Origin of the sequence: Rubripirellula lacrimiformis (genome assembly GCF_007741535.1) — a bacterium.
Classification (GTDB): domain Bacteria; phylum Planctomycetota; class Planctomycetia; order Pirellulales; family Pirellulaceae; genus Rubripirellula; species Rubripirellula lacrimiformis.
The window spans coordinates 294,822-306,688 of the sequence record NZ_CP036525.1 but is presented as its reverse complement, the minus strand read 5'-3'; the positions used below and the strand labels follow the sequence as shown (position 1 = coordinate 306,688).

General features: G+C 57.4%; 10 protein-coding genes. 5 read left to right on the top strand and 5 right to left on the bottom strand.

Annotated features, from left to right (window positions below; all coding sequences use genetic code 11):
• Positions 1-97 precede the first annotated feature (97 nt).
• From K227x_RS01105 to K227x_RS01085, 5 genes are all read right to left on the bottom strand, one after another.
• Positions 98-1,480, bottom strand: coding sequence for an arylsulfatase (locus K227x_RS01105; RefSeq protein WP_145167686.1), 1,383 nt, complete (start codon positions 1,478-1,480; stop codon positions 98-100).
• A 309-nt stretch (positions 1,481-1,789) separates the two neighbouring features.
• Complete coding sequence (locus tag K227x_RS01100; RefSeq protein ID WP_145167685.1) at positions 1,790-2,476, bottom strand: hypothetical protein; 687 nt, start codon at positions 2,474-2,476, stop codon at positions 1,790-1,792.
• Positions 2,477-2,558: 82 nt separating this feature from the next.
• A complete protein-coding gene (locus tag K227x_RS01095; RefSeq protein ID WP_145167684.1) occupies positions 2,559-3,767 on the bottom strand; it encodes an exo-beta-N-acetylmuramidase NamZ family protein in 1,209 nt (402 codons plus the stop codon).
• A complete protein-coding gene (locus K227x_RS01090) occupies positions 3,764-5,050 on the bottom strand; it encodes an exo-beta-N-acetylmuramidase NamZ family protein (RefSeq protein WP_145167683.1) in 1,287 nt (428 codons plus the stop codon). The genes K227x_RS01095 and K227x_RS01090 overlap by 4 nt, the downstream gene beginning before the upstream one ends.
• A complete protein-coding gene (locus K227x_RS01085) occupies positions 5,047-6,582 on the bottom strand; it encodes a sodium:solute symporter (protein ID WP_246146418.1) in 1,536 nt (511 codons plus the stop codon). The genes K227x_RS01090 and K227x_RS01085 overlap by 4 nt, the downstream gene beginning before the upstream one ends.
• 53 nt (positions 6,583-6,635) lie before the next feature.
• Between K227x_RS01085 and murQ the strand changes: the two genes are divergently transcribed.
• The 5 genes from murQ to K227x_RS01060 all read left to right on the top strand — a co-directional run bounded on the left by murQ (position 6,636) and on the right by K227x_RS01060 (position 11,865).
• A complete protein-coding gene (gene murQ, locus K227x_RS01080) occupies positions 6,636-7,565 on the top strand; it encodes an N-acetylmuramic acid 6-phosphate etherase (RefSeq protein WP_145167682.1) in 930 nt (309 codons plus the stop codon).
• Positions 7,562-8,557: an N-acetylglucosamine kinase gene (locus K227x_RS01075; RefSeq protein WP_145167681.1), complete on the top strand. Its 996-nt coding sequence runs from the start codon at positions 7,562-7,564 to the stop codon at positions 8,555-8,557. The genes murQ and K227x_RS01075 overlap by 4 nt, the downstream gene beginning before the upstream one ends.
• 98 nt (positions 8,558-8,655) lie before the next feature.
• Positions 8,656-10,089: a cardiolipin synthase gene (cls, locus tag K227x_RS01070; RefSeq protein ID WP_145167680.1), complete on the top strand. Its 1,434-nt coding sequence runs from the start codon at positions 8,656-8,658 to the stop codon at positions 10,087-10,089.
• Positions 10,090-10,355: 266 nt separating this feature from the next.
• On the top strand, positions 10,356-10,928 hold the full coding sequence (locus K227x_RS01065) for a DJ-1/PfpI family protein (RefSeq protein ID WP_145167679.1): 573 nt from the start codon (positions 10,356-10,358) through the stop codon (positions 10,926-10,928).
• Between the two features lie 7 nt (positions 10,929-10,935).
• Positions 10,936-11,865, top strand: a complete 930-nt coding sequence (locus K227x_RS01060) for a sugar phosphate isomerase/epimerase family protein (RefSeq protein ID WP_145167678.1) — start codon at positions 10,936-10,938, stop codon at positions 11,863-11,865.
• The last annotated feature ends 2 nt before the right edge of the window (positions 11,866-11,867 follow it).

Here is an 11,867-nt window from a genome sequence, read left to right as displayed (position 1 = left end):
GGCGATGCGATCCCGACCAAGCTGGTTCAATGGACGCCGCGATCAACGGGCGCCGTGATCAACGGGACCGCAGCCGATCACGATTCACCATCGGCGTTCAATCCGCGGAATCAGATGCGGGGTTCAACAGCGGCCGAGTGCGATCTCGTTCCACTTCGGTTCCCCACGCGTCCAGAGCGGCATTCATCCGCGCGGTCCGATCGGGATGCTGATCGGATACATCCTGGGACTCGGTCGGATCCGTCGATATCCGGTACAGAGCGGGCGACTGTTTGGACGGCCCCTTGGGGATTCCGCGTGTCACAAAGGGACGCACCAATTTCCATTCACCTTCACGCACGGCCGCGTTGTGCGTGAACAGCGGTTCTTTGCGATTCCATTGCCAGAACCGTTGCTTGGGGAACGCCCCGTCGTCTGCATCCCCCTTCAACAGTCCGGCCAAACTGGTGCCGTCCAACTGCAGACCCGACGGTCTTTCTAAGCGACACAGATCCACCAACGTCGGCAGCACGTCCACAAAGTGAATCAACTCGCTGCGTTTGCCCGCAGCGAACTGGCCCGGCCATCGGACCAAAAACGGTACTCGAATGCCTCCTTCGTACACCGTGTACTTCGTCCCTCGCAGTTCGTGGTTGAACCGCGGGGCCACGACCGGATCGGGACCGTTATCACTGGCAAAGATGACAATGGTGTTCTCGCTGAGATTCAACCGATCCAGTTCATCAAGCAACTGGCCAATGCCTTCGTCCATGATTTCGATCATGGCGTACACCGTGGCCGTGTCGCGATCAAACCCTTTGTCCAAGTACGGGGCAACGCGATCCTTGGGGGCCCCCAATGGACGATGGGGCGCGTAGTGAGCCAAGTGCAGAAAGAACGGATGCTGTTGATGCCGGCGAACGAACTGAATCGCTCGCGCCGATAGATCCCGGGTCAGGTACTGGTCGCTTGCCGGCTGTTGTTGGTCCTGAATTCGCAGCTTGTAATCGAAATAGCTAGGTACATCCTTGTAGTCGAAAAAGCCCTCGAATTCATCGAAGCCGCGAGACAGGGGCTGATATTCCTTTGCGATCCCGCAGTGCCACTTCCCGATCAGCCCCGTCACATAGCCGCTATCCTGAAACAGATTGGCCAGCGTGATCTCGTCGCTTCGCATCTGAGTCAATTGGGGATACAGACTCTGGTTCAAAGTCACCACCCCGGTCCGATGAGGATAGCGTCCGGTCAACAAACTGGCCCGGGCCGGAGCACAGACGGGAGCAGCAGAGTAAGCGTGCTGGAACCAAACGCTTTGGTCCGCTAGCCGGTCCAGCGAAGGCGTGCGATTGAGGCCACCGTTGTGGCTTGCAAAATCTCCCAACCCCATATCGTCTGCAAGAATCAGAACCACGTTGGGTTTATCGGCCCCCGAAACATGGCGTGTCCCAACGACGCTGGCAAACAACAATACGAAAACGATCCAGGACAGTGGAGGATTCATCAGCGATCCAAGGGGGGTTATCGAAGGAAGCAGATAGCCAGGATTCGTTCATACGTTTAACCATCTGGCGTTTAGCCGTTTGGCGTTTGCGGTCTGCTGATTGAGCCGAAACCTCTACGGCGATCGTGAGCCGCTGACCATCAGGCAACGAAGAACAGGCAACAGAAAATGCCCGGCCGCTCACGCGATCACAGCTCACGAAACGGCGATTGATTTTAGCCCCGATCAGTCCGTCCGACCAGCTTGTTTCAGCGATCCGAGCGGACCGTGGAATCGACGACAACGGGCCCTGACGGGGGATGGCAAGCCTCAGCTTGTCATGGTTTCTTTCAATCGCTGCAACTCGGCAATCCGAATCTGCAGCCGACCGATCTCGTCGTCAATCGATGCCAAGTTCCGATCCACAACGGGACTCTGCAGCGTATCTCCACGGGATCCCATGCGACTGATCCGATGCAGGATGGGGATCACCAAACTGATTGCAGCAACAACGATCGACAATGCCGCGATCAATCGCCAAACTTCGGATGATTCAATCTGACCGATCACCGTCGCGCAAAGCAGCAACGCAAACCCGAAGATAATCTGGCTGCCGACCAGATAGACCCACTGAAACCGTGACGCCAACTTGGCGATCGACAGTAGTCCAACATGCACGATGGCGACGGCGATGATGCAAACACAAATGGTTGCTTTCCAATACTCTTCCGAATCGACTTCGCCCCACACACCGGTCAACAGCAGCGCCGCTGCCATGCCAACGAAGGCGAGTCCCGCCTTGGGCATCAGGTTCATTCCCTTCGGTGTCCGAAACGAATCACAGGCCAATCCACACAGGCTTGAAACCGCAACGATAACCGTGGTCAGCATCACCTGGACTTCGAACCAGTGCCAGGTATTGCGGAGCACCGCGATGATCCCCAGCACGGCCCCCAGCAGGACAGATCCGATCAACCCGTACAGAAACGGCGTTTTTAGATTGCTGGAGCGGTTCATTTGAATTCCTCGTCCCTTTTCGACACAAGTGATGCAAAGCCTCTGACCACCAGAGCCCATCGGCGAAGGCCTGATTCGCCAATTAGCTGCGGCTGTACAGATAAAAACCCTGCACGCGATCATTCCAGGCCTGTTCGTCCACCTGACACAATGCATCGATCGATTCGGCGGATGCCGTGGCAAGCCGCAGTTGGTCACCACCACTGATGATATCGATCGGCGGCAGCCGTGTTTCGTATTCGTAGGGCGGCGGCAGCCATCGAAAGTCACCTGGCCAAAGTCGCTGGATCGCTAGGATCAACTGGACGCTTGTTCGATACGAACGAAACCGTTGTCGGTCAGTGACATGCATCGACACCCCACCGCAGGTTTGCCCTGCCCATTTATCGAACGTCGGTCGGAAATACAGCGGCAGAAACCGCACACCGGGCAACGCATCCGTAGGAATCGCGGCAAGCAACACTTCCGGATCCACGAACGGTGCCCCGATGATTTCAAAGGGCGTCGTGGTTCCGCGACCTTCCGACAAGTTGGTGCCTTCCAACAAGACTTGACCGGGATACACCAACGCCGATTCTGCTGTTGGCAAGTTGGGCGATGGCGGAATCCAGTGACGACCAAGGTCTTGGTAGAACGCATTGGGTGACCACCCTTCCATCGTCACCACATGCAGTTCGACGTCGATCGCAAACTCCGATCGAAACCAGACAGCCGCCTCGCCAATGGTCAAACCATGACGCATCGGGATCGTCGCGCCACCGACAAAACTGAAACACGATTCATCAAGCAGCGGTCCTTCGACGACAACGCCACCGATTGGATTGGGACGATCCAAAACCACGATCGACACCCCCGCATCGGCACAGGCACGCAAGCATTCCAACAGAGTCCAAAAGTAGGTATAGACTCGGGTCCCCACATCCTGCAGATCGACGATCAGACAATCGATGCCAGCCAACATTTCGGCCGTGGGCCGCCGCGTTTCGCTGTACAAGCTATAGATGGGAACGCCCAACCCGTGGTGCCAACCATGATCCGTTTCCACCATGTTCGCCTGCGCGTCACCCCACAACCCGTGCTGTGGAGTGAACAAGGCCTTCAATTGCCCCGGCATCGACTGGGCAACCACATCGCAACTGAATCGCAGTTCACGATCCACCGACGCGCGGTTCATCAGCAATCCAAGATCAGCCTTGCGGAGACAATCCGGCCGCTGGTGAACCCATCGATCAATTCCCATTTCGATGGGAACCGAGTTCGATTCCGTAGGGCTACCAATCACAGGGTTCATTCGGCGTCCACATCGGGATAGATCAGGTATTTGGCGCGGCGTTGCAGAAACGATCCCAGTTCTTCTTGATAGCCTGCAATCAATTCATCGGCGCTGGCGCCGGCCAAGATTCCGTCGGCGGTTTTCTGATCAGACAGCAAACGATTCAGTTTCGACGTATCCCACTGTTCGGGATACATCGCGTGCAGCGACGTCGCCAAGGTCATGCCTAGCCGCAGCGGATCGACTTGGGATCGATTGGTGATCAAAATTTGAACGCCACCACATCGCTGGTCTGCGTACTGACTGGATTCGGGAACGAACATCAACGGCATGAAACGCACGCCCGCCAATCCAGCCAAATTCAATCGATCGGCAAACGCGATCGGATCGATCCACGAGGCACCGATGATCTCGAACGGGATGTCCGTTCCGCGTCCGACGGAAACGTTGGTCATCTCCCATAACCCAACACCGGGATACAGCAGGGCTTGGTTCAGGTTCCGCATATTCGGCGACGGGTTGACCCACAAACGCCCGGTATCGTCCAGCATTTGACCGCGATCCCAACGTTCCACTGGCACGACCACCAAGTCGACATCGATCTTCATCTCGGCTTGGAACATGCGTGCCAATTCGCCCACGGTCATCCCATGCCGCACGGCAATCGGATGGAACCCGACGAAGGATTCACTGCCAGCATCCAACACGGGACCTTGAACATCGATCCCGCCAATCGGGTTGGGCCGATCCAAGACGACGAATCGCACTCCCTGCTGTCCGGCGGCCTTCATCGCGCTGCCCATCGTCGAGATGTAGGTATAGAACCGGGTACCGATGTCCTGGATGTCAAACACCAGCGTGTCGACACCTGCCAGCATCTCGGGGGTCGGCACGCGAGTCTTGCCGTACAGACTGTGGACCTTCAACCCGGTGGTTGCATCACGGCCATCATCAATGTTCGCTTGATCCAGAGTACCGGCGAACCCATGCTCGGGGCTGAACAGCGCGACCAGATCGACGTTATCGGATTCGAACAAAATCGAAACGGTCGAATCGCCCGTGCGAGTGATGCCGGTCTGGTTGGTGATCAACGCAACTTTCTGGCCCGCCAAAACGTCAAAGTCATCTCGCTGCAGCACATCGATCCCGGCCAACACGTTGGACCGATTGGCCAATTTGGTTTCGGCCGCTGCGGATGACGATTCGCCCACGCCCCTGCCCTGTTCTTGGGACCGTCCGACGGATCCCCCAAGAACCAGCAAGCAAACGGCAGGAACGATACGCAAGAAAATGAAATTCATCGGGGGTCCTTGATAGGTGACACAGGCAACAAGCAACTCGCCGCGTAGCCAACCGTGAACGTAGTGAACGATCCTGCGACAGCAAACCAAGGCCACGCAACGGAAGTACCAAACTTGATCGACGTCAGCACCAGAATCCCTGCCAGCATGCCAAACAAAGCACCGCGTTGGTTGGCCCGCGTCGTGAAGATCCCCAACGCAAAAATGCCCAATAGGATCCCTGCGGTAAACCCGGCGATGGCCAACGCATCCCCAACCACACTGGTCGAAAGGTAACTGGCACCGATGCCGATGATAATCTGAAGCACACCAAAGAACACCGTCATCCGGCGACTGACTTTCAACAATCCACTGGAATCGGAATCATCCACATTCCCCTGACCTTTCCGGGTCCAGGGAACATAGAAGTCGTTGACCGCTGCGGTTGCCGACGAGTTCAGCGAACTGGACAGGGTCGACATCGCAGCGGAGAAAACAGCCGCCAGCGTCAGTCCCAGCAGCCCCATCGGCAGATGATCGACGATAAAGGCAGCAAAGACTTCGTCGCCGCGTTCAAAGGTTTGTGGTTGAACGTCGGTGTAGAACAACGCAAGCGCGACACCCAACGCCAAAAACAAAGCGAACTGGCATAGCACGACAAATCCGCTGGCGATCAACGCTCGCGAAGCATCCCGTTGGTTGCGTGCACACAAATACCGCTGCACCATCATTTGGTCGGTGCCATGGGTCCCCAAAGTCAACACGATCCCGCCGACCAATCCAGCCCAAAACGTATAGGGATCATTCAGCAGGAAAAACGTATCCGTGGTTCGCCACCGAAAATCCAGGACGTCGAATCGCCCCGTCTGGCTGCCAAATTCCAGATACCGATCCCAACCACCATCGAACGATCCAACCAAAATCCAAAACGCCAAAATGCCGCCGATCATGTAGACAACGAACTGGATACAGTCGCTCCAGATCACCGCCTTCATGCCGCCGACAAAGGTGTAGACGATCGTGGCAACCCCGATCACGACGATACAGGGAACCAGGTCGATGCCAAGGACCTTTTCCAGCGCGATCCCGGCCAAAAACAGCCGCAGGCCATCGCCCAGGTTCCGAGTGACCAAGAACAACAGCGACGCTGTTTGCTTGGTGGCCCCGCCGAATCGTCGATCCAAGACTTCGTAGGCCGTGTACAGATTGCCCTCGAAATATCGAGGCAAGAAGACGTACGAAACGATGACGCGGCCCAATAAAAAGCCGATCGCCAGTTGCAAAAACCGCATGTCGCCGTCTTGGGCGAACGCGATCCCAGGTACACTCAAGAAAGTTGCTGTGCTAGTTTCCGTGGCAACGATCGAACCTAAAATGGCCCACCAAGGCAAGTCTCGATTGCCCAACAAGTAACCCGACAAGTTTTTTTGACCGCGACCAAGCCATACGCCGAAAGCAATCATTGCTGCGACGTACACAACAACGATAGTGGCATCGATCGGGTGGATCGCCAAAACAGATTCCTCGCGGTAATTGAATTCGATGCCGGTCACGGTGACTCGGCTGATTGCAACGCAAAGCTCGAAGCCCCAATTGTGGTTGATGCATGAACCGACAACAACCAACCAGTTTGGACAATCTAACCACCGAGTCGTCCAACCCCGCGTCGGCCAACATCGACACGCTGGAAGCCATCGACATCGTTGACGTGATCAACCGGCAAGACGCCATGATTGCCGATGCGGTGGCCAAAGAACGCCAATCGATTGCCGCCGCGATCGAATTGGTCGCCGGTTCGCTGCGATCCGGTGGTCGGCTGATCTACATCGGGGCCGGTACCTCGGGACGTCTGGGAGTCCTGGATGCCAGTGAGTGCCCCCCCACCTTCAACACGCCACCGGAGTGGGTGGTCGGTCTGATCGCAGGCGGCCCCACCGCGCTGACGCGAGCGATCGAGGGTGCCGAAGACCATCCCGAAGTCGGCCAACAAGATCTGCAATCGATCGATCTAAATGCCAAAGATACTGTGGTCGGAATTGCCACCAGCGGCCGAACCCCCTACGTCATCGGTGCCCTGCAATACGCACGCGAGATCGGTGCGGGCACCGTCGGGTTCAGCTGCAACCAAACTTGCGAACTTTCGGCGCACTGCGACGTCATGATCGCTCCCGTCGTCGGACCAGAAGTGGTCACCGGATCGACTCGCATGAAGGCCGGCACGGCGACCAAGATGGTGTTGAACATGCTGACCACCGGCGCCATGATCCGGCTGGGAAAAACCTACGGCAACTTAATGGTTGACCTTCGCGCGACCAACGAAAAACTGAAGCACCGTTCGCGGCGGCTGGTGACCCAGTTCACCGACCTTGATCTGGACGAAGCCCAGACTCTGCTGGATTCAGCGGGCGGTGAACTGAAAACCGCCATCGTGATGCAACGCCGAAACGTGACCGCTGACCAGGCCAGGAACATCCTGTCTGAACACGACGGCCATTTGCGCGCGGCACTGGGTGACGATACGAGCACCGGTTCATGAACACGCAGGGCCAGTCAGCAGGTGTCGATGCGGCGGGTGGTGGCGATGCGGCGAATGCCGGATACGTCTTGGGGGTCGATGGTGGCGGATCGACCACGAACACATGGTTGGCCAGATGCGGTCAAACGACGTCGCCGGAACCTGTTGGCACAGGACAATCCGGACCGTCCAACCCGCGCGTGGTGGGTTTTGAAACGGCGTCACAAAACGTTGCCCAGTCGATCCAACAAGCCCTTGCATCGGCGCAAATCGAAAGCCACCAAGTCCGGTCGCTGTGTCTGGGAATCGCCGGTTGCGACCGAGCCCACGAACTGACGCAGTGGGAAGATTGGGCCCATGCACACCGGATCGCTAGCGACCGTGTCCTGGTCACCAATGACGCAGTGCCGGTGATCTTTGCGGCCGCTCCGGATGGAAATGGGATCGCATTGATTTCGGGCACCGGTTCGTTGGCGCTGGGGCGATGCCCGTCCGGCAGCCCAACGCGATGTGGCGGTTGGGGACCGCTGATGGGCGACGAAGGCAGTGGGTACGCGATCGCGGTCAACGGATTGCGAGCCGCCACCCAGGCCGCCGATGGACGCGGCAACGCCACCAAACTGCTGGAACGTTTTTGTGAAGCGTTGGGAGTCTCCGCGCCACAGCAGATGATCCCCGTGATTTACGGGGGGCAGTACGATCGCGCCAAGATCGCGTCTTTGGCGTCAGTCGTCTTTGGTGCGGCGGCCGACGGGGACGCGATCGCCACGTCGATCATCGCCAGCGCCGCGGCCGACTTGGCCGCCATGGTGGCTGCGGTGGTTCGCAAGCAAGGAACCCCCGCCATCCAACTAACCCTGGCAGCCACCGGCGGTGTGCTACTGAACCAACCCGATTTATTGGTTCAGATCACAGCACATCTGGCCAAGCAATCGGTTGTGTTCCGAAACACTCAGCTGATCAGCCACCCGGTATCGGGAGCGGTTCAGATGGCATGGAACGCATTGAACTGACCCTTCGGCGATCGGAATCCTGGCAAAACAGCCAACAGACATTCCGCCAGCGTTTCGTCCAAATCTGACTCCTGCCGCCCGCTTTAGGAACAACGGTCATGATCTTCTTCGTAGTGATTCACATGGTGTTGGTCGTGGCCATCACGCTGCGAATCCTGTGGCGTGACGACCTTTCATCACCGGCGCGGTTGGCGTGGATTTTCGTGATCTTCACCGTCCCCTATTTTGGTGTGATCGCATTCGGTTTGTTTGGCGAAGCCAGTCTGGGCCGCACCATCCACCGGCGGCATGCCGAGGTGATGTCCAAAGTCCGCCGGGAAGGCGGCGATGCATTGGGCGCGTTGGCCAAACTGAACGGAACAGTGGCAAAAGAGTACCAAGCGGCGTTTCGGTATGCGGCGTCGGTCGAAGGGTTTGCGACGACCGCGGGGAATCGCGCCGAACTGATGGCGGATGCAAAGACAGCAAGATCCCGATTGATCGAAGACATCGACCGGGCAACCGAGCGTGTTGACGTGCTGTATTACATCTGGCTGAACGATGAAACAGGCCGCAATGTTTCCGATGCACTGATCCGCGCGGCCCGACGGGGAGTCAAGTGCCGAGCAATGGCCGATGGGCTGGGTTCACGAGCCATGATCCGTTCAAAACGCTGGCAGGAAATGAGCGATGCGGGTGTCCGAGTCGCGGTCGCCTTGCCATTCCGAAAAATCATCCAAACGATTCTGTTCAGCCGACTGGACCTGCGCAACCACCGCAAGATCACCGTCATCGACGGATCGGTGTGTTACTGCGGCAGCCAGAACTGCGCGGACCCTGAATTTCGCGTCAAAGCCAAGTACGCCCCTTGGGTCGATATTCTAGTCCGACTGCAGGGACCCATCGTTTCGCAAACCCAGATGCTGTTTTCTAGCGATTGGTTGCTGCACGCATCCGACGATTGGATCGAACCGGCTTCACCAGTGGCGGATGAGTTTCCCGACGGAATCGTTGCGCAGGTGTTTGGCGATGGGCCGACCGAGCGGCATGGATCCACACCGCAACTGTTCTCGTTGTTGATGGGGCAAGCACAAACAGAGCTGACGATTTCGACGCCCTACTTCGTGCCGGATCAAACCGTGCTGGATGCGATCTGTGCGGCCGCTCACCGCGGCGTCCAAGTGACCATGATTTTCCCCAAGCGAAATGATTCCTGGATCGTCGCGGCCGCTAGCCGCAGCTATTACCGGCGACTGCTGGATTCGGGCGTCATCATCTACGAATTCCGCAGCGGCCTGTTGCATGCCAAAACGTTGACGGTCGACGGCGTGATCACGTTCATCGGATCATCCAATATGGATTTGCGGAGCTTCGACTTGAACTACGAAAACGATGTTCTGTTGCACGATGCGGAACTGACAAAAGCGGTACGCAACCGGCAACAGATTTACATCGCCGATTCAGAATCGGTCACCATCGACGACGTCCAATCTTGGTCACCCATGCTGCGGATTTGGAACAACGTCATCGCCACTCTTGGCCCCGTTCTGTAGATCGATCCGCGGCAGCCACCGCAGGCAGAACCGAGACGGGATGTGCGAATCCGAAAACCTGGGGGACTTGATCGAATCCGTTCCCATCCACCGCTACCGAGTCATTACAATGTTTCGGTGGCGCTCGCAGACCGATCCGAAGAACCGAACAACTGGCTGATCGATCCATCATCCGACGATCGGGGTTTCGTCGAAACCGACCAATCAAGCGGCCGCCCCCGCCATCCACCCTTCCCCCCCCGACCATCCTCCCCCCCCCGCCTAAAATGTTTCCCTCCAAAGCCTTGATCATCGTTGGCGATGCCACCGAGACCGTGGACACGCTGTATCCCTTCTATCGTCTGATCGAAGCGGGGATCCAACCGGTGGTGGCGGCTCCTGAGAAGCGCAAGTACCAGATGGTGATGCACGAGGTCAAACCGGGCTGGACCATCACCAAGGAATGGGAAGGCTACAGCATCGACGCCGACATCGCGTTCGCCGATATCGATCCCAGCGAATACGTGGCGATCATGTACTCGGGCGGTCGGGCACCGGAGTACATCCGATACGACGAAGACTTGGTTCGAATCACCAAACACTTCTTTGCCGAAAACAAACCGATCGCCAGCGTTTGTCATGGTGTCGAAATCCCGGCCTATGCCGATTGCGTTCGCGGTCGACGCATGGCCACGGTGGCAAAATGCAAATTCGACCTCGAATCCTGTGGCGGCATCTACGTCGACGAAGCCTGCGTGATCGACGGCAATCTGATCAGCGGACGCACCTACCACGACAACGGGCACTACGTCGGACCGTGGATCAAACTGATTGAACAACACATCGCCGCCGCCAACTGAGATCGTCATGCCCACATCCCCATCACGTCGCCAGTTCGTGGCCACGGCGACCGGACTGTTCGCCGCATCCGCCTTTACCGACCTTGCCTGTGCCGACGAGAACGAATCATCGAAATCGTTTTCGCTGAAATACATCCTGGCCAGCTGCATGTATGGCTACAGCGACCTGGATGCCATCCTTGCCGAAGTCAAACGCACCGGCAGCGTGGCGATCGACCTATGGCCCAAAGTCCATGGGAACCAACGCGAACAGCTGGATCAAATCGGTGAACCAGCCTTTGAATCGCTGCTAGCCCAGCACAACACTTCACTCGGGTGCATCACCCAGTACAAATTGGGACCATTTGGACTGGCCGATGAAATGCGGCTGGCCAAACGGCTCGGATGCAAGTTGATCGTGACCGGATCCAGCGGCCCCAGTGGGCTATCAGGATCGGAACTGAAATCCGCGATGGCTGGCTTTGTTGAAAAGATGAAACCGCATCTCGCCGTGGCTGAGGAAACCGGAGTCACGATCGCGATCGAAAACCATGGCAACCAAATGCTTGAATCTGCCGACGGGATGAAGTGGCTAGCCGAACTGCTGCCGTCCCCCAACCTAGCGATCGCATTTGCCCCCTATCACCTGGACCAGGATGCTGATTTCCTGGCCAAACTGATCACAGACCTGGGACCGTCGATCGCGATGTTCTACGCATGGCAACACGGGATGGGCTGCACGAAAAAGCTTCCCAAGGATCAAGAACTGCTTCAGATGCCTGGCCGTGGCGACCTGGATTTCAGACCGCTGGTGGGTGCACTGCGTCAGATCCAGTATCGCGGCTGGACCGAAATCTTCATGCACCCGGTTCCCCGCGGTGTCCCGATCTTGGTTTCGACGGATGCCGTTTCGGCGGAAATCAATCGAGCAAGACGACATCTGCAAACGTTGGTGTAACC

What these genes read in the sequence shown, in the direction of transcription:
- K227x_RS01075 (WP_145167681.1), top strand. Translation starts at nt 7,562, where the DNA reads ATGAACACGCAGGGCCAGTCAGCAGGTGTCGATGCGGCGGGTGGTGGC.
- K227x_RS01065 (WP_145167679.1), top strand. Translation starts at nt 10,356, where the DNA reads ATGTTTCCCTCCAAAGCCTTGATCATCGTTGGCGATGCCACCGAGACC.
- cls (WP_145167680.1), top strand. Translation starts at nt 8,656, where the DNA reads ATGATCTTCTTCGTAGTGATTCACATGGTGTTGGTCGTGGCCATCACG.
- K227x_RS01100 (WP_145167685.1), bottom strand. Translation starts at nt 2,476, where the DNA reads ATGAACCGCTCCAGCAATCTAAAAACGCCGTTTCTGTACGGGTTGATC.
- K227x_RS01090 (WP_145167683.1), bottom strand. Translation starts at nt 5,050, where the DNA reads ATGAATTTCATTTTCTTGCGTATCGTTCCTGCCGTTTGCTTGCTGGTT.
- K227x_RS01095 (WP_145167684.1), bottom strand. Translation starts at nt 3,767, where the DNA reads ATGAACCCTGTGATTGGTAGCCCTACGGAATCGAACTCGGTTCCCATC.
- K227x_RS01060 (WP_145167678.1), top strand. Translation starts at nt 10,936, where the DNA reads ATGCCCACATCCCCATCACGTCGCCAGTTCGTGGCCACGGCGACCGGA.
- murQ (WP_145167682.1), top strand. Translation starts at nt 6,636, where the DNA reads ATGAACCGACAACAACCAACCAGTTTGGACAATCTAACCACCGAGTCG.
- K227x_RS01105 (WP_145167686.1), bottom strand. Translation starts at nt 1,480, where the DNA reads ATGAATCCTCCACTGTCCTGGATCGTTTTCGTATTGTTGTTTGCCAGC.